The sequence below is a fragment of the Acidiplasma sp. genome, assembly GCF_038728925.1.
In the GTDB taxonomy this organism is placed as follows: Archaea; Thermoplasmatota; Thermoplasmata; order Thermoplasmatales; family Thermoplasmataceae; genus Acidiplasma; species Acidiplasma aeolicum.
The window spans coordinates 100,165-121,849 of the sequence record NZ_JAVYSZ010000001.1 but is presented as its reverse complement, the minus strand read 5'-3'; the positions used below and the strand labels follow the sequence as shown (position 1 = coordinate 121,849).

Annotated in this window: 27 protein-coding genes, 2 tRNA genes and 1 rRNA gene; 23 read left to right on the top strand and 7 right to left on the bottom strand. The window is 35.2% G+C overall.

The window, feature by feature from the left end:
- Positions 1–12: 12 nt before the first annotated feature.
- From QXW15_RS00675 to QXW15_RS00610, 14 genes are read left to right on the top strand one after another with little or no spacing between them, the layout of a single operon-like run.
- Positions 13–402, top strand: a complete 390-nt coding sequence (locus QXW15_RS00675; protein WP_048101757.1) for a 30S ribosomal protein S8 — start codon at positions 13–15, stop codon at positions 400–402.
- A 17-nt stretch (positions 403–419) separates the two neighbouring features.
- Positions 420–968 carry a 50S ribosomal protein L6 gene (locus tag QXW15_RS00670; RefSeq protein ID WP_048101854.1) on the top strand — a complete coding sequence of 183 codons (549 nt, stop codon included), beginning with the start codon at positions 420–422 and terminating at the stop codon, positions 966–968.
- Positions 958–1,362, top strand: a complete 405-nt coding sequence (locus tag QXW15_RS00665) for a 50S ribosomal protein L32e (RefSeq protein ID WP_048101756.1) — start codon at positions 958–960, stop codon at positions 1,360–1,362. The genes QXW15_RS00670 and QXW15_RS00665 overlap by 11 nt, the downstream gene beginning before the upstream one ends.
- Complete coding sequence (locus QXW15_RS00660) at positions 1,359–1,835, top strand: 50S ribosomal protein L19e (RefSeq protein WP_048101755.1); 477 nt, start codon at positions 1,359–1,361, stop codon at positions 1,833–1,835. Before QXW15_RS00665 ends, QXW15_RS00660 begins: the two co-directional genes overlap by 4 nt.
- Positions 1,813–2,286 (top strand): 50S ribosomal protein L18, encoded by a 474-nt coding sequence (locus QXW15_RS00655; protein ID WP_048101754.1) that lies wholly within the window; start codon positions 1,813–1,815, stop codon positions 2,284–2,286. The genes QXW15_RS00660 and QXW15_RS00655 overlap by 23 nt, the downstream gene beginning before the upstream one ends.
- A gap of 2 nt (positions 2,287–2,288) precedes the next feature.
- Positions 2,289–2,954 (top strand): 30S ribosomal protein S5, encoded by a 666-nt coding sequence (locus QXW15_RS00650; RefSeq protein ID WP_048101753.1) that lies wholly within the window; start codon positions 2,289–2,291, stop codon positions 2,952–2,954.
- Positions 2,932–3,426 carry a 50S ribosomal protein L30 gene (locus QXW15_RS00645; RefSeq protein ID WP_048101752.1) on the top strand — a complete coding sequence of 165 codons (495 nt, stop codon included), beginning with the start codon at positions 2,932–2,934 and terminating at the stop codon, positions 3,424–3,426. The genes QXW15_RS00650 and QXW15_RS00645 overlap by 23 nt, the downstream gene beginning before the upstream one ends.
- A complete protein-coding gene (locus QXW15_RS00640; RefSeq protein ID WP_342789732.1) occupies positions 3,407–3,829 on the top strand; it encodes an uL15m family ribosomal protein in 423 nt (140 codons plus the stop codon). The genes QXW15_RS00645 and QXW15_RS00640 overlap by 20 nt, the downstream gene beginning before the upstream one ends.
- The gene (gene secY / locus QXW15_RS00635; RefSeq protein WP_342789729.1) at positions 3,807–5,564 is read left to right on the top strand and encodes a preprotein translocase subunit SecY; all 1,758 of its coding nucleotides are present in this window, start codon (positions 3,807–3,809) and stop codon (positions 5,562–5,564) included. The genes QXW15_RS00640 and secY overlap by 23 nt, the downstream gene beginning before the upstream one ends.
- Positions 5,565–6,107: an adenylate kinase gene (locus tag QXW15_RS00630; protein WP_342789727.1), complete on the top strand. Its 543-nt coding sequence runs from the start codon at positions 5,565–5,567 to the stop codon at positions 6,105–6,107. It abuts the gene before it with no gap.
- 2 nt (positions 6,108–6,109) lie between these two features.
- Positions 6,110–6,793, top strand: a complete 684-nt coding sequence (locus tag QXW15_RS00625) for a DUF106 domain-containing protein (protein WP_048101748.1) — start codon at positions 6,110–6,112, stop codon at positions 6,791–6,793.
- The gene (gene cmk / locus QXW15_RS00620) at positions 6,790–7,308 is read left to right on the top strand and encodes a (d)CMP kinase (RefSeq protein ID WP_342789726.1); all 519 of its coding nucleotides are present in this window, start codon (positions 6,790–6,792) and stop codon (positions 7,306–7,308) included. Before QXW15_RS00625 ends, cmk begins: the two co-directional genes overlap by 4 nt.
- Positions 7,309–7,351: 43 nt before the next feature.
- On the top strand, positions 7,352–8,401 hold the full coding sequence (locus QXW15_RS00615; protein ID WP_342789724.1) for an RNA-guided pseudouridylation complex pseudouridine synthase subunit Cbf5: 1,050 nt from the start codon (positions 7,352–7,354) through the stop codon (positions 8,399–8,401).
- The gene (locus QXW15_RS00610) at positions 8,298–9,005 is read left to right on the top strand and encodes a hypothetical protein (RefSeq protein ID WP_052656779.1); all 708 of its coding nucleotides are present in this window, start codon (positions 8,298–8,300) and stop codon (positions 9,003–9,005) included. The genes QXW15_RS00615 and QXW15_RS00610 overlap by 104 nt, the downstream gene beginning before the upstream one ends.
- Here the strand turns inward: QXW15_RS00610 and purF are convergent.
- The 4 genes from purF to QXW15_RS00590 all read right to left on the bottom strand — a co-directional run bounded on the left by purF (position 9,002) and on the right by QXW15_RS00590 (position 11,330).
- The gene (gene purF / locus QXW15_RS00605; protein ID WP_048101745.1) at positions 9,002–10,399 is read right to left on the bottom strand and encodes an amidophosphoribosyltransferase; all 1,398 of its coding nucleotides are present in this window, start codon (positions 10,397–10,399) and stop codon (positions 9,002–9,004) included. The two genes, QXW15_RS00610 and purF, sit on opposite strands and share 4 nt — an antisense overlap.
- Positions 10,347–10,511 carry a 50S ribosomal protein L37e gene (locus tag QXW15_RS00600; protein WP_048101744.1) on the bottom strand — a complete coding sequence of 55 codons (165 nt, stop codon included), beginning with the start codon at positions 10,509–10,511 and terminating at the stop codon, positions 10,347–10,349. The genes purF and QXW15_RS00600 overlap by 53 nt, the downstream gene beginning before the upstream one ends.
- Position 10,512: 1 nt before the next feature.
- Positions 10,513–10,764, bottom strand: coding sequence for an LSM domain-containing protein (locus QXW15_RS00595; RefSeq protein ID WP_048101852.1), 252 nt, complete (start codon positions 10,762–10,764; stop codon positions 10,513–10,515).
- A 119-nt stretch (positions 10,765–10,883) separates the two neighbouring features.
- Positions 10,884–11,330 (bottom strand): phosphate-starvation-inducible PsiE family protein, encoded by a 447-nt coding sequence (locus tag QXW15_RS00590; RefSeq protein WP_342789720.1) that lies wholly within the window; start codon positions 11,328–11,330, stop codon positions 10,884–10,886.
- A gap of 112 nt (positions 11,331–11,442) precedes the next feature.
- On the opposite strand from QXW15_RS00590, the gene hemL reads away from it, so the two are divergent.
- Positions 11,443–12,711: a glutamate-1-semialdehyde 2,1-aminomutase gene (gene hemL, locus QXW15_RS00585; protein WP_342789718.1), complete on the top strand. Its 1,269-nt coding sequence runs from the start codon at positions 11,443–11,445 to the stop codon at positions 12,709–12,711.
- 103 nt (positions 12,712–12,814) lie between these two features.
- Entirely contained in the window at positions 12,815–14,023 is a 1,209-nt protein-coding gene (gene hemA, locus QXW15_RS00580; RefSeq protein WP_048101741.1) for a glutamyl-tRNA reductase, read from the top strand.
- Positions 14,024–14,086: 63 nt separating this feature from the next.
- Here hemA and QXW15_RS00575 read toward each other — a convergent pair whose 3' ends face one another.
- Positions 14,087–14,977 carry a heme o synthase gene (locus QXW15_RS00575; RefSeq protein WP_342789716.1) on the bottom strand — a complete coding sequence of 297 codons (891 nt, stop codon included), beginning with the start codon at positions 14,975–14,977 and terminating at the stop codon, positions 14,087–14,089.
- Between the two features lie 242 nt (positions 14,978–15,219).
- On the opposite strand from QXW15_RS00575, the gene QXW15_RS00570 reads away from it, so the two are divergent.
- From QXW15_RS00570 to QXW15_RS00555, 4 genes are all read left to right on the top strand, one after another.
- Positions 15,220–15,525 (top strand): hypothetical protein, encoded by a 306-nt coding sequence (locus tag QXW15_RS00570; protein WP_342789714.1) that lies wholly within the window; start codon positions 15,220–15,222, stop codon positions 15,523–15,525.
- Complete coding sequence (locus QXW15_RS00565; protein WP_342789712.1) at positions 15,506–16,141, top strand: METTL5 family protein; 636 nt, start codon at positions 15,506–15,508, stop codon at positions 16,139–16,141. The genes QXW15_RS00570 and QXW15_RS00565 overlap by 20 nt, the downstream gene beginning before the upstream one ends.
- Before the next feature lie 47 nt (positions 16,142–16,188).
- Positions 16,189–16,260 (top strand) — tRNA-His (locus tag QXW15_RS00560).
- A gap of 131 nt (positions 16,261–16,391) precedes the next feature.
- Positions 16,392–17,336, top strand: coding sequence for a deoxyhypusine synthase (locus tag QXW15_RS00555; protein ID WP_048101738.1), 945 nt, complete (start codon positions 16,392–16,394; stop codon positions 17,334–17,336).
- Between the two features lie 55 nt (positions 17,337–17,391).
- Here QXW15_RS00555 and QXW15_RS00550 read toward each other — a convergent pair whose 3' ends face one another.
- Positions 17,392–18,720 (bottom strand): MFS transporter, encoded by a 1,329-nt coding sequence (locus QXW15_RS00550; protein ID WP_342789710.1) that lies wholly within the window; start codon positions 18,718–18,720, stop codon positions 17,392–17,394.
- A gap of 112 nt (positions 18,721–18,832) precedes the next feature.
- Here QXW15_RS00550 and rrf point away from each other — a divergent pair.
- Together rrf and QXW15_RS00540 are read left to right on the top strand one after the other, a co-directional pair.
- A 5S ribosomal RNA gene (rrf, locus tag QXW15_RS00545) occupies positions 18,833–18,953 on the top strand.
- A gap of 44 nt (positions 18,954–18,997) precedes the next feature.
- Positions 18,998–20,290 carry a tryptophan--tRNA ligase gene (locus QXW15_RS00540; protein WP_342789708.1) on the top strand — a complete coding sequence of 431 codons (1,293 nt, stop codon included), beginning with the start codon at positions 18,998–19,000 and terminating at the stop codon, positions 20,288–20,290.
- Here QXW15_RS00540 and mtnA read toward each other — a convergent pair.
- Positions 20,266–21,282 carry an S-methyl-5-thioribose-1-phosphate isomerase gene (gene mtnA / locus QXW15_RS00535; protein WP_287961394.1) on the bottom strand — a complete coding sequence of 339 codons (1,017 nt, stop codon included), beginning with the start codon at positions 21,280–21,282 and terminating at the stop codon, positions 20,266–20,268. The genes QXW15_RS00540 and mtnA overlap by 25 nt on opposite strands.
- 321 nt (positions 21,283–21,603) lie before the next feature.
- On the opposite strand from mtnA, the gene QXW15_RS00530 reads away from it, so the two are divergent.
- Positions 21,604–21,677 (top strand) — tRNA-Lys (locus QXW15_RS00530).
- The last annotated feature ends 8 nt before the right edge of the window (positions 21,678–21,685 follow it).

Below are 21,685 nucleotides of genomic sequence, written 5' to 3'. Positions count from 1 at the left end.
GGTGATATTAATATGAAAAGTGATCCATTAAATGATGTAATAAATTCAATAAAAATGGCTTCAAGAATAGGAAAGAATGAAATATATCTATCACCAGCATCGGTAGTCATAGGACGTGTGCTAAAGGTTATGCAGGATTATAACTATATAAAAAGCTTTGAGGTGGTGGATGAAGAAAGAGGAGGAAAATTTAAGGTGGTTTTAAGCGACACAATAAATAACTGTGGTGTAATAAAGCCCAGATTATCTGTAAAAAAATCCAATATAGAAAAATACGAGGCAAGATACCTCCCAGCCCAGGACTTTGGTATTATAATACTTACAACCACGAAGGGCATTATGAGCCATCTTGAGGCCAGAAAATATGGTATTGGTGGGAAACTAATGGCCTATGTTTATTAAAATAAATGGTGTTTAAAATGATAAAGTGGGAAGAAAAATCAAGAATAAAAATTCCTGGAGACGTTCAGGTTTCAATGGATGGAACCATCCTTAAGGTTAAGGGTAAGCTTGGGGAAACATCCAGAAACTTTAGGGATAAATATGTAAGGGTATCAATATCAGAAAATAATGTAATTATTGAGGCAAGCAAGGAAAACAAGTTCATAAAGGGCATAGTTGGAACATGGGTGTCTGAAACCAATGCAATGTTTGAGGGTGTCACAAAAGGCTATAAATATGAAATGAAAATAGATTTCACACACTTCCCAATGAGGGTCTCAGTACGTGGTGATAGCCTGTATGTTGAGAATTTCCTTGGTGGAAAGTCCCCAAGAATAGCAAAAATTCTTAAAAACTGCAAAGTTTCAGTCAAGGGTGACAGGGTAATAATTGAGGGCATAGACAAACGCGACATTGGTGATACTGCAGCCAACATAGAAAAGGCAACATACATTAAGCACTTTGATTCAAGAGTATTTCAGGACGGCATTTATTTATTAAAGGGGGTGAATCCTGATGAGTTATAAACCCGCACTATCTAAGGAACAAAAGAGATTATTGAAGAAGAAGAATGAGGATAACAGAAGGCGTGTTGAATTCCACAGGCAGGAATGGTTCAGGTATAAGAAGCTTGGTGATTCATGGAGAAGGCCAAGAGGCAAGCATTCAAAGATGGCAAACCATGTTGGTTACCGTCCTCCTGTAGTAAAACCAGGATACAGAACGCCAAAAATAGTGCGTGGTCTGCACCCCTCAGGATTTAAGGAAGTTCTTGTCCATAACGTTGCTGAACTTAAAAAACTTAATCCGGATCTTGAAGGTGCAAGGGTGGCATCAGCCGTTGGATATAAGAAAAGGATTGAAATAGAAAGCGAGGCTGAAAACCTTGGAATTCATGTGTTCAATAAGGTGGTAAGATGAAAATGGAAAGCGTTAAGGCTATAGCTGCTGAGGAACTCAAGGTTGGAAAATCAAGGGTATGGGTGGATACAAATAACCTTGATAAGGTGCTTGATACAACATCAAGGGATGATGTTAGAAAGCTTATAGACCTTCATATAATACAGAAAAAAAATAAAAAAGGCAATTCAAATTACAGGTTAAAGAAGAGGATTTCCCAGCTTCAAAAGGGAAGGAGAAGAGGACCAGGTTCCGTTAGAGGAACAAAATATGCTAGATATCCACGTAAAAGAAGATGGATCACATTAATAAGGGCTCTTAGATCAGAATTAAGAACCTTAAAGGCTGAAAACAAAATAGATCAAAAAGTATACCGCAGATATTATAGAATAATCAAAAGCGGAACTTTTACCTCAAGGGCCCAGCTGGTTTCACATCTAAAATCTTCATCAAATATGGCAGGTGATAAAAATGAAAACAATACCAGTTCTTAAGAGAAGAAAGGAAGGAATTACAGATTATTATAAAAGATACAAACTTCTGAAGGCCGGGGCAACCAGGGCTGTTGTAAGGCCGAGCAATAAGGGCTTTACAATACAGTTTACAGATTATTCCCCAGACGGGGACAGAATTTTACTTACAGTTACAGATAAAACACTAAAAAAGATATACAATCTTAAGGGAAATAACATTCAGATGTATTACCTTGGCGGTTATCTAGCAGGTAAAATGGCAAAGCAGAAGGATATAAGCGAGGCCGTTCTGGATACCGGCAGGTATAAGTTCATGCATGGTGGGCGTTTTGCCGCAGCATTGAAGGGTATGATAGACGCCGGTATTGACATACCTGCTGATGAATCAGTGTTTCCATCTGAAGAAAGATTAAACGGTGGACATTTAAAAAATGCAATAAATCTTGAAGAATATAAAAATAAGGGTGTATAAATATGGATGAGGAATGGGTTCCAAAAACAGAACTAGGAAGACTTGTGGCAAACGGCCAGATCAATACAATAGGTGAGGCACTTCATACTAAATTACCATTGAAGGAATACCAGATAGTTGACTATCTTGTTCCTGATCTTAAGGATGAAATTATAAATATTGAAAGGGCTCAGAGAATGACCGATTCCGGTAGGAGAATGAATTATTCCATAACAGCTGTTGTCGGCAATGGCAATGGTTATGTTGGTATTGGCATGGGAAAGGCAAAGGAGGCTGCACCTGCCATAAGGAAGGCAATAAACAATGCAAAAACCAATATAATAGAAATAAAAAGGGGATGTGGCTCATGGGAATGTGGTTGCGGAAGGCCACACTCATTACCATTTTACATTGTTGGAAAATCCGGATCGGTTACAGTAAAATTGAAGCCTGCGCCACAGGGAGTTGGTCTTGCTGTAGGTGATGTGGCAAAGGTTATACTTAAAATGGCAGGAATAGAAGATGCATGGGGATTTGCATCAGGCCATACAAAAACAACAGTCAATTATGCGCTTGCCACTTTTGATGCGTTAAAGAAAACGGTATCTATGAAAATAAATCCAAAGATTACGCTTTCAACGCCAATTTATGTAGGGGGTATAGGAAATGATAGCAATAATAAGGATTAGAGGAAGCACAGGCATAAAACCAGGTATAGAAAAAACATTAGAACTTTTGAACCTTCACAGCATTAATCATATGGTAGTTTATGATGAGACGCCAAGCATTAAGGGCATGCTTCAAATAGCCAAAGATTATCTAACATGGGGAGAGGTTGATGCAGATACACTTGAATTATTACTTGAAAACCGTATATTACTGAGAGGCAGGAAAAAAATAGACGATGAGCATCTTAAGGCCATGGGATTCTCATCATATAGGGATCTTGCTGATGCAATTATATCAGGAAAAGTTAAATTAAATAAATCTAATGATATAATTCCTGTAATAAGGCTTAATCCTCCCAAAGGTGGATATGAGGCAATACAGAAGCAGTATAAACAGGGCGGATCTGCAGGTTATCGCGGGAAAAATATTAATGAATTAATTAAAAGAATGATTGTATCTGGGGTTGATTTAAATGGTCAGAACGAGAACTAAAAAGCTAAGAGGTGGCCATTACGGCCGAGGAATGAAAGCCGGTAGAGGCAAGGGTAAGAAAGGAGGAAATGGAATGGCCGGCCTTGGTGGCCATAGAAAGATCTGGCTCCTTAAGAACGATAAAAATCATTATGGTGTTCATGGTTTTCACTCACATGCACAAAAATATGAAAATTCAATTACATTAAATCAGCTGATGAATATCTATGATGATCTTAAGGCAGATGGGTATGTCAATGATGATGTAATAGATTTAAAATCAGCAGGATATACAAAGCTCCTTGGTACCGGTAATTTTAACATTAAGTCAAAAATAATTATAGACAATGCAACCGAAAAGGCTATTAATAAGCTTTCCAATTACGGTATTACGATAGAAAATGACAGAGATTCACAGGAATAAAGGGGCTGCCATTCCAGTTATATTCGTATTTGCAATAATACTTGTTATATTTTATTATTTTGATCATTATACAGGCCTGAAGCTCGCAATTGCGGGAATTCTTGTTGCACCCGTTTTCTATATAGCATATCTTTTGTTAAGCTATACAGGGCCAAAGAAAAGCCGGTTATACGGTCTGGAAAACCTAACTGCAAAACTTCCTGCAATAAAAAAGCCATCCGGGCATGTGGAATTCAAGTATAAGATGTTATGGACAGTCCTGATTGTCCTGCTTTATTTTGTTTTAACAAATGTTTACATATATGGTTTAAATACAAAGGATACAATAGATGTATTTGCATCTTTTAGGGCAATATTCGCAGGCGCTTCAGGATCATTAATGGATTTAGGTATTGGCCCCATAGTTACTGCAAGTATTGTTATGCAGTTATTTGCCGGGGCCAAGATTTTCAATTTAGACCTTACAAATGCCGAGGATAAGGCCATTTATCAGGGTGTTCAAAAGCTGCTTGTTATTATCATGATATTTGTTGAGGCAATACCCCAGGCCTTTGGTTTCCTGGTTCCGGATGCCTCTCTTGTTTCAAACCTTAATGCGGCTGCTCCTGGCTATGGAGAATTTCTTGCACAGTCAATTATAGTTTTGCAGCTTTTCTTTGGATCATACCTTGTATTTTTAATGGATGAGGTTGTTTCCAAATATGGTATAGGTTCAGGTATTTCATTATTCATCGCTGCAGGTGTATCACAACAATTATTTACAGGTACATTTAACTGGGTGCCATCCACAATTACAGCCCCATTATCGGTAAGCAACCCACCTGCAGGTGCAATACCCAAGGCAATATACCTATTTTTAAACAGTCCGGCCAGTTTAACAAATACCGGCATGGAGCAGATACTATTTGCGCAGCCAAATCCCATGATAGCATTAGTCGGCACCCTGTTAATATTCTTTATTGTTGCATATTTCCAGAGCAGCAAAATAGAATTGCCAATATCACATGAAAGGGTAAGGGGTGCAAGGGGAAGGTACCCGCTTCAATTATTATACGCATCAAATATACCGGTCATACTTGCCACAGCACTTCTGGCCAATATATCAATGTGGACATTATTATTCTGGAGCAGTCCTGTGCTAAGCAAGATACCCATACTTGGTCATAATAAACTTCTTGGTGGCTATCCATCAGCAACACAGGTAACCGCATTGGGAATATCAAATACAACCCCAACCAGCGGTCTAGCATACTACTTATACACACCAAATGGGCTATCGGATTGGCTGTTCCCTATACTCGAACCAAAAGTTTCCCAGAATGTACTGTTAGGGCACACACCAATAGAGGAGGTTATACACGTCATTGTATTTATGGCATTTCTCGTTGGTTTCAGTATTTTATTCGCTAAATTCTGGATAGAAACTACAAACATGGGTGCAGGTGCCGTTGCCAGGCAGATAAGGTCAAGCGGCATGCAGATACCTGGTTTTAGAAGGGATCCGAGGGTAATGGAAAAGGTTTTAAGCAAGTACATACCTGCAATCACAATATTTAGCGGCGCCATAGTTGGTTTGCTGGCCGGTGGTGCAGATTTAATAGGAACCGTTGGTGATACCAGTGGTACCGGCCTTTTACTTGCTGTTGGTATAGTAATTCAGTTCTACGAGGCAATGGGAAGGGAGCAGTTAATGGAAATGCATCCCATGATAAGACAGTTTTTCATTGGTGGATAAATGAGGGTAATAGTTTCTGGTATTCCGGGGGTTGGCAAGTCCACTGTTATCGATCTGGTTTCGCAGAGATCCAATTATAGTGTTAAGAACTTTGGCACAATAATGTTTGAAACTGCAAGAACAATGTATCAAATTAATAACAGGGATGAAATGAGGAAGCTGGACATAAAGGCCCAGATAGAACTTCAGAGAAATGCGGCCATTGAACTTGGAAAGATGGATAATATAATTATAGACACACATATGTCAATTAAATCACCATCAGGATATCTTCCAGGACTTCCTGAATGGGTTCTCAAGGAGCTAAATATATCATCATATTTTCTAATTGAGGCGGATCCTGATAAAATACTAACTCATAGATTGAATGATCCCACAAGGATTAGGGATAATGACACAGAAAAAGATATAAAAGAACATCAGGAAATAAACAGGTATTATGCCGTTGCCTATTCAGTTTATTCGGGTGCTACAGTTAACTTTATATATAATCCAGAAAATCATCCAGAGGAAGCAGCAGAAAATATTTTGAGGAGGTTATAAAAATGCAACAGGCAAATAAACCCGCAGCCCAGCAGCAGATGCAAAAGTTTTTGATGATAGAGTTTATATTCATGTTCGCTGGTCTTGGGTTAATATTTATTATTAGCGATCCAGCAATAAGGAATCCCATAGGATACGATATGAACAAGGTATTTATGCCAATACTTGGATTTCATTATCAGTACCCTATCTTAACCATAATGCTTACAGGTATTATATTAGGTTTAATATCATCGATACCAAGGTATTTTTTCACTGACTGGATTAAAATGGGTAAGGCTCAAACAGTCAGCAGGGCATATCAGCAGGCGATGAGGCAGGCAATGCGGGATGGTGATAGGGTAAAAGTTCAGAAACTGCAAAAAATGTCCATGGAGAGACAGATGGATCAGGCTGCAATATCAATGAATACAATGAAACCTCTATTTGTTACAGAGGTTTTTTTCTTTTTGATCTTTATCTGGCTTTATGTATTCATACTGACATTAAATTATCAGGTTGTTGCAATGCCATGGGATTTTGATCTTAACATAGTAACCACAAAGGTTTATATAATACCATTATGGATGGCCCTTTATACACTTGGAAACTTGGCTGTCGGTTATTTTGTAACAATGATCATGAAATATGTTGATTTTACATACAAAATAAAGAAAATTGAGGAGGAGGAAGCCTCTTCACTATGATAGTTACAATAAGTGGTGAATCAGGATCAGGTAAAACAACGGTTGGAAAATTACTGGCAGATAAATTAAATTATAGATTTTATTCTGGTGGTTATTTTTTTAGAAAGAAGGCTGAAGAGTACCACATGAGCCTGATTGAGTTTAGCAAATACGCAGAGGAAAATAAAAATATAGATATGGAGGAGGACAATTCAATTCTTAATTTTATGAGGGAAAATGACAATATAATAATAGAATCAAGGTTGTGTGGATATCTTTCAAAACATAATAATATAGATGCCTTAAGAATTTTTCTGGAGGCTGATGAAGAGACACGTATATCAAGGATATATTCACGTGATAATAATGCCGGGAGGTCATCAATAATATGCCGTGAGAGGTCTGAATTAAGAAGATATATGACATTTTATGGTATTGATTATCGAAATTACATATATTATGATTATATAATTAAAACAGAACTGTACCAGCCGGAGGATATTGTTAATTATATTTATTCTATTATCAATAAATAACATGGAAAATATTAAGTGCATAATCTCAATAAAGCTGTAACTTATGGAAAATATTGAAAACAGTATAAATGGATTCATTGTACTAGATAAACCGGCAGGTCCAACAAGCCATCAGGTGGATTCGTGGGTAAGGGATATTACAGGTGAAAAAAAGGTTGGCCATATAGGCACTCTTGATCCAAATGTTTCTGGGGTTCTTGTCATGGCCCTGGGCAAGGCCACAAAGCTAATTGACATAGTGCATGAAAGGCCAAAGGAATATGTTGCAGTTATGAGATTTTATAAAGAACTTCAAGAAAAAGATATAAGATCAGTATTCTCCCAATTTACTGGAAAGATATACCAGCTTCCACCAGTAAGGTCGGCCGTAAGCAGGGAATTAAGGGTAAGGGAAATATATTCATTGGATGTACTTGAAATAAAGGATAAGCTTGTTTTATTTAAGGTGAAATGCGAATCCGGTACTTACATAAGAACATTATGCACTGATATAGGTTATGTTGCAGGCCCAGGTGGACAGATGGCAGATTTAAGGCGGTTATCGACTGGAGATTTCACAGAGAATATGGCACACACCCTGCAGGATTTGAGTGATGCTGTTATTTTGTCAAAACTTGGTAAGCCCGAATACCTTAATAATATGATTATAGGTATGGACTTTATTTTTAAGAACACACCAAAAATTATAATTAAAAAGAGTGCCATTAAGAACATTCTTAAGGGATCAGATATATTCCCACCCGGCATTAAAACTGTGCTGGGGAACCCCAGAAAGGGGGACAGGGTGGCAGTGTATTCAGAGGAAAATGAATTAATAGCCTATGGAACAATGCTTGTGGATACACTTAATGACCTAAAGGCTGTTGACATAGATGGGCTTCTTGTGGAGAGTGATAACGGTGGAAAAGATAATGTGGTACGGAGTGGTGAGGAACGGAAAAATATACCGGTTTATAAACCTGGAAAAAGATTACATAAAAATACTGAACATGCTAAGGAGCGGAATAATACCGGAAACGGAAAAAAACCCATCAGAAACCATACCGGATTTAAGGGAAATAATTCTTTCTTACGAAAAGGAAAGAATAAATGAGGAATTCTCAGGAGATCAGTACATTATAAAAATATATTCGGTTAAAAGGGAACTTGATGAGATTATAAATTTATATCTTGAAAAATTACTGTCAATTTATATGATTATGGACATAAACTACGGTAACGATCCATGTGCATATTTTAATAAATTATTAAATTCCGATGTAAATGATATAGACCGGCTAATAGCAAATATGGGCATTGAGTTATGCCAGTTCAGGGAGAAAATAAGCGATTATCTTTATTCAAAATTAAACAATTACATGCCAAATACAGTAAAATTAATAGGGTATGATTTATGCCTGGAATTTCTCTGGAAAAGTGGTGGTTTAAAAAATCTTGTTAAGTACCCTGCAAGTACATTACAAATTCTGGGTGCTGAAAAGTCATTTTTTAAGCATATGCGTACAGGGTCACCATCACCAAAATATGGCATACTTTTTAATTATCCCGGCCTTTCCTCACTTCCGGTAAAAAAGCGTGGAAAGATAGCAAGAATAATTGCCAATAAGATGGCCATAACCATAAAAATGGATTATTTTGGGAGGTCAGGAGATGTGCAATCCATGAGGGATTATATACTTGAAAAAATGAAAAATTAGGTATAATTTGGCTTTGCAAATGGTGGGATCTCCTCAGGATATCTGCCTGTCAGGCAGCCAGTACACAGATTTGATATGCCTATGGCCTTTTTAAGCCCGTTTATTGAGAGATACCCCAGTGAATCCGCACCTATCTCATTTTTAATGTTCTCCACTGTCTTTTCGTTTGCAATAAATTCATCCTTAGTTTTCATATCCACACCAAAATAGCAGGGTGCAATAATTGGAGGTGACCCTATCCTTACATGAATTTTTCCCGCGCCATCCTTTTTAAGCAGGCTAATAATGAATTTCATTGTATTTCCACGAACAATACTATCATCTATAAGAACAATATCCTTACCTGATATCTCCGATTTTATGGGGTTAAGTTTTAATTTTATTGCATTATACCTGCTTTGCTGATCAGGCATGATAAAGGTTCTATCAGAATATCTATTCTTGATCAGGCCCTCACTGTACGGTATTCCAAGCTGCACTGCATATCCCAGGGCCTGCGACCTTCCAGAATCAGGTACAGGTATTACAACATCAGCCACTGCAGGTTCTTCTATTGCAAGTATTTTCCCCAGATTATACCTGACATTAAAAACCTCCCTGCCATCTATAATGCTATCAGGCCTGGCAAAATAGACATACTCAAACATACAGTGGGAATGCTGCCATTCGATGGTAAATATGCTTTTAATTACACCATTGTTTATCTCAACAAGCTCACCTGGTTTAACATCCCGTATCAATTCACCTGAAACTGTGTCTATTGCAGCGCTCTCTGAGGCTATCATGATGCCATCAGAATTCTTTCCTATTACCAAAGGCCTGTATCCCCTGGGGTCTCTTAAAGCATATAATGTATTATTAATTAGTATGGCCGCTGCATATGAACCTTTAAGTTTAAACATGGCCTTTTTAATTCCATCATATATTCCATATTTATTTATCTCACTGGCCATTAAAATGAGCATTACCTCAGTATCGCTGGAGCTTGTGAATATATATCCATTTTTTTTAAGTTCCTCCCTGAGATCATGTGCATTGGTTATCTCACCATTGTGTGATATCCCTATATAACCAAGAGAACTGGAAATAACAAAAGGACCAGCATTTTCAATTCCCTTGGAACCTGAGGTAGAATACCTGTTATGGCCTATTCCTATATTGCCCGGCAAAGACGACGATTTAAAAACCTCTGATACAAGTCCCATGCCCTTGTTTATATGTATACTTCCATCATAGGTGGCCATTCCTGAACTTTCCTGGCCTCTATGCTGAAGGGCCTTTAATCCAAACAAAATATTTATAAAGGCATTATTACCGTAGTATCCAACCACGGCACATTCTTCACTTGGCTTTTGCCCAGTTGTAGTGTCTGATTCTGGGTGATGGGAATCCACAGTAGGAACACCTTTTTTGCCTTATATTATAACTGTTATGGCCGCACCTTCTGCAACGTATGTGCATTTTTTTATTATTCATTTTTCCCATTGCTGCTGTACCATTGCTCATTTTAATCTCCTCCTGATGGTGATATAAATATTATATTGTCACCTCTTAAAAGCATCTTATCAAACACACCCTTATTCTCTCCATTAATTGTTTCTGATACATTTTTAAGTACCAAGTTCATGTATATATCATACCCTTCAAGTATCCCTGAATAGCTTCTGGATCCCTTAACATCTATCATAATGTTTTTCTCAAGTGAATTTTTTAATGTATCCATGGGTCTCGCAATGAATCCTGGTTTATTATTTGCCATTATTTTCACCATCCAAATTATTAATTACAACGTAATATAGAAATGATATAATAACTTTTATGAAACTTATATAATTTATGTTTAATTATATATATTATTGGTTATCTATTTTAAAAAATCTATTGGGTTTTTTTAATATTTTGTCTTGATATTATAAAGCTTGAAAATGAAAGTGCCACAATTAAAACTGAAATTGATATAATCTCATTAAATTCTATTGCGGAAGAAAATTTGGCCTGAAAAATTATTAATAATATTTCCCTTGCTGAAAACGAGATGGCTGCATTTAAGATATACTGTACTGTTTTGCCTGTACCATCAAAAAAGTCTGATACACTTTCATATATCTCAAAAATAACAACCGCTAAAAGGGAATTTTCAACTATTATATCTATGAATGTATATAAAATGTTCTCCCCGCTGCCTTTATAATACAAAACACTGTTATATATTGCAATGATCATGTAAACTATTACAGCAATAAATGCTGCCAGAAGAAGAATTTTTAACAAAACTGTAATCGCATTAATAAGCTTTTTATCCAGATTTTCAAATCTATAGGTCATGTAAAATTGCATCATATAGATTTATTTAATTATTTTTCTAAATCAATTTAGTAAAAATATGTAGGGAATTTTTAATTGAAAAATTCTAAATTCTTAAAAGGTATTAACAATAATGAATTCTGAGGAATTATTTAAGGAGGCACAAACCTTATTTCCAATGGGTGTCAATTCACCGGTGCGTTACTATAAGCCAGTCCCTGTAATATTTAAACGCGGATATGGGTCCAAAATTTATGATGTTGAAAATCACGAATATATTGACTATTCCCTTGCATTTGGCCCCATGATACTTGGCCATGCCAACGAGACCGTTGCAGAAAAGATAAAAAATCAGGTGGATTCAGGCATACTTTTTGGCTCACTTACCGAAAATGAGGTAAAGCTTGGAGAGATTATACGGAATGCGGTAGGATCGATAAAAATGATGAGGTTTACCAACTCTGGAACAGAGGCAACAATGCATGCTATAAGGCTTGCCAGGGGGTTTACCGGCAGAAAGCTTATAGTAAAGATGGAGGGTGGATATCATGGTGCACATGATTATGCATTGATTAAATCTGGAAGTGGAAATATAACATTCGGTGTCCCATCATCTGCCGGCGTTCCAGAAGAGGTTTCAAAGACTGTTCTGGTTGGACAGTATAACGATATTGAAAGTATAGAGACATTATTTAAACAGTACGGCAATGATATAGCATGTGTTATAACAGAACCGGTACTTGGAAACATAGGCGTTGTAAGTCCAAAAAATGACTTTTTAAAATCTCTGAGGGAAATCACAGAAAAATATTCTTCCCTTTTGATTTTTGATGAGGTTATTACTGGATTCAGATTCGCCTTTAAGGGTTATCAGGACATTATTGGCATAAAACCTGATCTTACAACCATGGGTAAAATTATAGGTGGTGGAGCCCCAATAGGTCTTTTCGGAGGCCGTGAGGACATCATGGAAAAGATCAGCCCAAGCGGGGATGTCTATGAGGCTGGAACATTTTCAGGAAATCCATTATCAACCGCTGCAGGGATAGCCACACTGGAAATTTTAAGAAATAAGGATTATAACTACATTAATAACTATGCCAGCATGCTGGGGAAGGCTCTGGAAGAAATTACATCAGAACTGCATATGGATGTCCAAATAAATGTTGCATATTCAATGCTCCAAATGTTTTTCAATAAAACTCCTGTTGTTGATTACAGAACTGCTATTTCATCAGATGCAAATAAGTTTAGGAGGCTCTTTATGGAATTATTAAAACTTGGCATATATGTACCCCCAAGCCAATTTGAAACACAGTTCATAAGCTTTGCACATACAGATTCAGATCTAAATAAAACGGTGGATGCGTACACAAAGGCCCTGGAAAGCATCAGAGATTAATATAAGTGATATATAAACAAATTATGGCTAAATTTTTTAGTTATTAAAATTTTTCATTTACCAACTAATTTATATAATTTCAAATTATTAAGATTAGACACGTATGTCCCTAATAGACCTAGTTTCCTGGAATTATAAGGATACACCAGAAGAGTTTAATAAACAGGTTAGAAATGGGTACGAATATTTTGAGGATTTAATGATTAAAAATTCAATAGATAACTTTGTAATTCTAATAACATGTAACAGAATAGAGATATATTTTGAAAATAAGTTGCAAAAAGAAATACCTGCTGATGGTGCAATAAAACTTTCGTATCCAGAATCGGTTTTTCATTTATTTAATGTATCCTCCGGTCTTGAATCAATGGTTGTTGGTGAAAATGATATACTAAGGCAGATTAAGGACGCAGCGGATTTATCAAGAAAAAGGATGCATATGAGCAAGATTTTGGATTTTACATTTCAGAAGGCACTATCTATTGGAAAGCTTGTAAGAACCCAAACGAATATAGCACATGGAAAAACCTCAATGGCAGCCATTGCCACCGATATTATAGAAAATAAATATAATTCTTATCATAATTTATGTATAATAGGTACTGGCAAAATGGCAGAATCACTTTTAAATTATTTAAAGGGTAATAATGGTATTAAAATAACAGTTGCTGGAAGAAATATAGAGCATGCAAAAGATCTTGCCATAAGATATGGATGTTATTATTCAGATTTAAGCGATATAAATGGTATTGTAAATAAAAATGATATTATAATCACGGCCACATCATCAAAAAAATACATAATAGATTCTGGGATTCTGGCAGGAATTAATGATAAAAGAATCTTAATTGATCTTTCAAACCCTCCCAATATAGAAAAAATTGGCAGGAAAAATATCGAAATTTATTCATTTGAAGATATTGGGAAAATATCTGAAGAAACCAGAAAACAGAGGGACATAGAGATAAGAAAGGCAAGAAGTATAATAGAAGATGAATTTAAATTATATGAGTATAAAATTAACCAGATAAGATCAGATGATATAATAGCAATATTTTATAAATTTGCTGAAAAAGTAAAGGAAGATGAAGTAAATGAACTTACAAAAAAGGTTGACCTTAACGAGGTTCAGTTAAAATACATTAATTTGATGATGAATTCATTTACAAATAAGATATTATCACCATACACAAACAGCGTTAAAACATTTATTAAAAATAATGAAAGGTATTCATATATACTCAATGAGTATGAAAAAATGCTTAATGAACGCCTTGGCAGCAATTTAAAAAAGTTATTGGAGGAAAATTAACTTCCATAGATGATATTATATTATTATAACATTGATTTTTAATAATTACCCGGAATCGTATAATTAAATTAATTTAAATGGGTGAATTTTCAATATGGTTAATATTAGGCTAATTAGAAATATGAATGTTAAATATGGTGCAGTATAAATAAACAGTCTAAATGAAGAATTTTTATCATTATTTTTAATAAATAAATATGAATAATAAATGACAGGTATTGATAATATTAAAACTATAATAAGATAGATATAATTGAATATCCCTATAAAATAAGGTATAATTGAGAATACTATCAAAAGTATTGATGAGAATGATATGGCAATTGCTGTTGTTTTATCTGAATAAACTACAGGAAGCATCGGGACATTTGCCTTTTTATAATCGTCCTTATACCTGAAGGCAAGGCTCCACACATGAACAGGAATCCATATCATAACAAGTATGAACAGTATCCAGGGAAGCCATGAAAATGAGTTTGTAATTGAATACCAGCCAATTAAAACAGGAAAAGCGCCGGAAAAGCCACCAAATATTATGCTAAATGGTGATATCTTTTTAAGCCAGTAACTGTAAATCACAACGTTATCAAAGATTCCAAGAAGCATAAATAATGCTGAAATAAATTTTAAAAAAATTATTAAAATTACTATTGAGGATATTGACAGTATGTAACCGAATAAAAGTGCCCCTTTCTTTGATATCTCTCCCCTTGGTAATGGCCTGCCCTTTGTTCTTTCCATAACAGAATCCATGTTATAATCTATGTAATTTGTAAGGCTCTCTGCACCCATTGACCCAAGCATAACTGAAACTGTTGCTATAATGATATATATTATATTTTCAACACTATAATCTTTAACTGCCAAAATTGCACCTGCAAATCCTGTAAAAACCAGTAACCACCATACTCTTGGCTTTGTATATTTAATGTAAATCGAAATTTTATTTGACATCCATACGCCTTGATATTAACCAGATATTTAACTTAAATAAATAACTTTATTGATTTTAAATGAAATAATGTGTAATTGAAATGACGGTATGTTATACTCAGGCTTCATAATAAATATAAAAAGTAAAATATACGTAAAATAAAAAATTCAGTATTGGGCTTTAAAAGTAGTGTTTTGGGGTTATATTATTTTTCAATAATTAAAATATGAAAAATTTATAAATAAGTTAACAATAGATATGTATGTCACAGTCAGATAATATTAATAAAATAATTAACAGGACAAGATTAAACAACTCATTAAGAGATTTACCATCGGTCCTTGTTCCAGTATGGCAGATAAAGATAAGGGAAAGATTTGGCATTAATGTTGATAGGGAAATAGCAGAATATATAGTCCTGGCAGCTCATGAGAGTGGAACGTGGAAGAGGCAGAGGGCCATTAGAAAGATAGAGAAGCTTCTTATCGAAAGGGGCGGAGATAAAACCGAATCATATAATATTGCAAAAAATATAGTGGAGATGGCAGTTGGTAACCCACAGCAATAACATTTCCAGGAAAAGCCTTGAAATATTTCTTCAGAATATTGAAAAAATTTCATCTTATAAAATAAATTTAGAGCAGTATCCCACTGATTCCTATACTGCATCATTTATTTTGTGGAATGCCTATTTCGATGGGAACATAGCACAAAAAAATGTAATAGACCTTGGAACTGGAAATGGCATCCTTGCCATGGGATCAGTATATCTTGGGGCTGCAAGTGTAACCGCTGTAGATATAGACCCTGAGGCAATAGAAATTGCAAGGCGCAACTCCATTGAGAATGGCCTAAATATAAATTTTAAAAACTGCGATGTTTCAGACATTTCAGGTGAATATGACACTGTTATTATGAACCCTCCATATGGGTCAGTAAACCGGCATGCAGATCTGCCTTTTATTAAAAAAGCATTTGAAATAGGTTATTATATATATTCAATACATAATTTTAAATCTCTTGATTTTGTAAGAAAATTATATGAAGAGTGTGGGGAAATAATAAGAATGAATGAAATTGAAATTGCCGTTCCGCATATTTATCAGCATCATAAAAAAGATTTGTACTATATAAAATCAGTGCTCATTTATGCAAAATCCAAAAAACATGAAAAAATTATATAGCTAAAAGTAATATTAAGCAAAACCTGATCCAGTATGGTTTTATAATGGCCGGGGTGGGGTAATGGATATCCTTGGGGACTGTGGATCCCCGGACCCGGGTTCGATTCCCGGTCCCGGCCCTCTTTTTATATAATGCAAAAATTAACCATAGTTTATCTGGTATTAATATTGTAATATTAAAATATTTTAAAATTAAAATCCACGTAAAGAGACTTAATTATATTTTTATATTTATTTTATATATTGTTATATGGCAGATCAAATAAACAGAGATGAGCTATTAAAAGACCCGGTTAAAGATGAGCATATTAATAAAAATACAACCCTTGGAGAATTAATTAATATTTTTGCCAAGAGTGGTGGATTTACCTCCAAAAAAATTTATGAGGGGTATGAAATACTAAAAGAAGAATTTACAAGTGATGAAACCACATTTCTGTCCTTTCCTGCAGATATTATATCAACAGGAACAAGAGGTATTATAAATCAGCTTGTAAAAAATAAACTGGTGGATGTTATAATTACAACAAACGGTACACTAGACCATGATATAGCCAGAACATATACAAATTATTATGCAGGTACATTCAATTTCGGTGATACCTTATTAAGGGATTTAAGAATCAACAGGCTTGGTAATGTGTTTGTACCGGACGAAAGTTACGGTGAAATTATAGAAAAAAAGGTAATGCCAGTACTCGAGGAGCTTTATAAGGTCAAGAAGGAATGGGCAGGCTGGGAACTCATAAGGGAAATAGGGCTTAAAATGCACGATGACAACTCAATATTGTACAACGCGGCAAAAAATGATATACCCATATTTGTTCCCGGCATTACTGATGGTTCTGTTGGTTCACAGCTCTGGTCATTTTATGAAATGAACCATGACTTTAAAATAAATTTATTGGAGGATGAGCATAAATTATCTGACATAATATTTGATGCAAAAAAAACAGGTGCATTAATGATAGGTGGCGGCATATCAAAGCACCATACAATATGGTGGAACCAGTTCAGGGATGGTCTGGATGAGGCGGTTTATGTAACAACAGCCCAGGAGTATGATGGGTCATTATCTGGTGCAAAACTTGAGGAGGCAATAACCTGGAAAAAGGTTAAGGAAAATGCAAAATTTGTAAATATTTATGGAGACGCTACAGTTATATTGCCAATACTTCTTGGACCATTCCTGTAAATTTAATTTATTTTTAATAAATTATTATCATTTGTTCTGATATTTATTTAAATTTTTACGTAAGGGATTTATTTTTTGTTTCAGGTGCGTATTTAATTGTAATTATAAGTCCTATTAACTCGAATACTGCGAAGTATATTACTATTGTTTTTAAACCATACAATGCATCAATAATTGGAAATGAAAAAACTGCAAGTATGGAACCAAGTCTTGATACAGATGTTGCAAAGCCCATTGCTGTTCCCCTTATACGTGTTGGGAAAATCTCTACAGGATATGCATATGTCATTGGGCTTGGCCCCAGATTATGGAAGAAATGTACAATACCAAATGCACTGAAGGTCATAATTAACCCAACAACCATGTATATATTCATGAAAAAGAATATAATAAGTGCAATGAACGATCCTAAAAATCCAATTATTAGGAGAGATTTTCTGCCTATTTTATCCACATAGTATATTGCTATTAAAAATCCTATAAATACTGGTATGGATTCTGCCATACCTGTAAACACTATATAAAGGTCTGCATAATAGGATGTGATCTCTGTTGAAAATATCAGGGGTGAATATGTCCATATGCCATAGCTAACAATGTCATAGGAAAACCATGCAACTGAAATAAAAATGGAATAGACAAGATATTTCCCCTTTAAAACGTCCCTGATTTTAGAACCACCAACCTCAAGTTCAGGGATTTTATTTATTCTGTATCCTGTATATTTTTCCATTTCAAGCCTTGCCCTCTCACCAGCATTTTTACCAAATTTGTGCTGTATCCAGTATGGGCTCTCTGGCATTTTTTTCCTAGAATATAATACCAAAATGGGGAATATTGCACCGATTATATACATAAATCTCCATGCATTTACACCAGTAAAAAGCACCAATGGAACAGCGACAAATAAAAAAATTATTGATCCAATTGAAAATGAAAAAATGTTAATTAAAAGGTATTTTCCCCTTACCTTTTTTGGAGAAAATTCGGCCTGTATTGATGAGCTTATTGGATAATCAGCACCAATACCCAACCCCACAAGAAATTGAAAAATTGAAAAGTTTACGTAATTTGTTGAAAATCCAGTTAAAAAAATAAATATGGAAACTGCTATTAAATCGTAGACATAAATATATCTCCTGCCATAAATGTCTGCCATTTTACCAAAAATAATGCTGCCAGCAAAAACTCCCAGAATTGATGAAATACCCATAATTGAAATCTCATAGCTTGTTAATGCCATTACCTTTATTAAATATAGAAGGGCATATGAGAATACAGTAAGTGTGTATCCATCCATCATTATACCCATGGAGGATAGAATTGTTATTTTCCTTAACATGGGGGTTTGTGGTATGTCCTCAATAGTGTTATATGCCATCATTAAATGTTAATTACAGGTAAATATATAAAAATTTTTGTAATTACTCATATATAAGTAATATTGTACATCCATTACCGCGAAAATATTATATACCGGCATGTAATTTCTATTAGACGACGGCCATAACATCGGGGAAATACCAGGTCTCTTTCCGAACCCGACGGTGAAGCCCGGTGTGTTTCATACTGTACTATCTTCCGCGAGGGGATGGGAACTATGTTTCGCTGTCGTTATTTATATTTAACAAAATTAATTAACCCTCTTATTATTACCTTTTATGATTAACCCTTGGAGTTCAAAACAATATTTTGATTATGAAAAATTAAAAAAGGATTTTGGAATAGAAAATACAGATAATTTTTTTAATCATTACCTTTTTACAAGGAAATTAATCTTTGGTCAGAGATCCATAAGTTATATAGAGTTTGCAATAAAGAATAAAATGCCTTTTAATGCCGTTACAGGGCTAATGCCATCTGGAGAAATGCATCTGGGGAATAAGATTACCATAGATCAGATGATGTATTTTCAAAGCCTTGGTGCCAGGGTTACAATAGCAGTTGCTGACCTTGAATCATATGCAACAAGGGGCATATCATTTGAAAAGGCAAGAAATATTGCAATAAATAATTATATTGTTAATTACATATCTATGGGATTAAAACCCTGCAATATATACTTTCAATCAGAAAATTATGATATGCAGAAAACTGCATATGTTTTATCAAACGAAACAAACATGTCTGAACTGAAGGCAATATATGGCCTGGAGGATTCATCATCCATTTTACATGTAAATGCCCCAATAATACAGGCATCAGACGTACTTCATGTGCAGTTAGGAAAATACGGTGGCCCTGCTCCAACAATTGTTCCTGTAGGAGTTGATCAGGACCCTCATATAAGATTAATGCGCGATCTTGCCCAGCGGTACAGAATATACAATGTAAAGAAGGAAAATACTGGAATATCAGTATATATCAGGGGAAAAAATGACCCGCATGAGTTTATTGATAGGGCTGTTGAAATCCTTTCAAAGAATTTATACAAAACCGAAATTAATTATGAATACAGATCAATAAAAATATCAAATTCAGCCCCGGAGGATGATATTAAAATCGATATCATTCTGGCAAACCTTGAAAAGGACTTTAATGATATGACATTTATAGGGCCATCTGCAACATTCCAGAAGCTTGAAACCGGTCTAAAGGGCGGAAAAATGTCCTCATCTGTACCAGATTCATTGATATCACTCAATGATGATCCAAAGGAGGCTGAAAGGAAAATAAAAAATGCGGTTACCGGCGGAAAAAAAACTATTGAGGAACAGAAACAGTTTGGCGGCAATCCAGATATATGCCCGGTCTTTGAACTTTATGCCTACCATAATCCTGATAATGAATATGTTACAAGGGTGTACGATGAGTGCAAGGGTGGTGCAAGAATGTGTGGCTCATGCAAGGCCGAGGCTGCTGAAAATATATCAAAATTCTTAAAAGATTTAAAAGAAAAAAGGGATGAATCCATGACAAAGATTAATGATTATCTCATGAATAAATCCCTTTGAATCATGGAATACAGATTCTTTAGCTCCTCTGGTTTAAATAAACCATATTCAGTTATAAAGGCGGTTACATATTCATGTGGGGTAACATCGAATGCAGGATTTCTTGCATGGCTTTCTGCCGGGCCCAAATGTTTATCATTTACAATTAGAACCTCATTTTCATCACGCTCTTCTATGGGTATCTCATCACCTGATTTGATTGAAAAATCAAATGTGCTTCCTGGAGCAGCAACATAAAATGGTATGTTGTTTACCTTCGCCAGGACTGCCTTTTCATATGTGCCTATTTTATTTGCAAAGTCACCATTGGCCGCTATTCTATCGGCCCCAACTATTACAAGATTTACATCCTTATTTTTCATGAAATATCCAGCCGCATTGTCTGCTATGATTGAATGTTCTATTCCCTCCTGCTGAAGTTCCCATGCAGTAAGCCTGGCCCCCTGCAATCTGGGCCTGGTCTCGTCAACGTAAACAAAAATATTTTTGCCGCTATCGTGTGCAATTCTCATCGGTGCCAGTGCAGTACCCCAGTCAACCACGGCCAAAGCTCCAGCATTGCAGTGTGTTAGTATCTTATCACCAGACTTTATTAATTCATTGCCGTATTCCCCTATTTTTTTTGATCTGGCTGTAATTTCCATTGCATACCTCCTTGCTGCCGATTCTGCAAATTTATTATTTTTCATATAATCAATAGCCTTAAAGAGATCATATGCTGTCGGCCTAGATGATGCAATGCGCTTAACAGCCTCATCCATATTTTCCTTATTCTTACTGGCCATGGCAAGACCATATGCGGCTGTTACGCCAATTGCGGGGGCACCCCTAACCACCATGTTTTTAATTGCATAATATATATCATCACTATTTTTAGCGGTAAAAATTTCAATTTTATCTGGTATCAATCTTTGGTCTATCAGCTTTACCTCTCCATTTTCATACCAAACAGCAAGCAGTGTTTTTGTTTCACCATCAATATTAACTTTCATGTTTAGATAATATCAAATCAAATATTAAATTTGCCCATTATCTTAATTTATTGCAAAATAATCTGGTTTATCAATTTTATTTAGGTTATTATCTAAAAAATTAAAACCTGAATTGACCAACAAATTTTCAGAATACTAATATGATAAAATATCTATAATATTCATTGGTGTAATAAATAAGTGTATTAAAATTAAAAATAATAGATAACCGGTGAAAAATCAACATAAAAAAGTAAAAATTTAAAATACTATTTCGTGATATGGTTAAATACACAAAAAGTTATATCCATAAATAATATATTATAGCGAGCTACTTTGTATGGGTCCGTAGCTCAGCTAGGTAGAGCGTCTGGCTTTTAACCAGGCGGTCAGGGGTTCAAACCCCCTCGGACCCGTTTGGTGA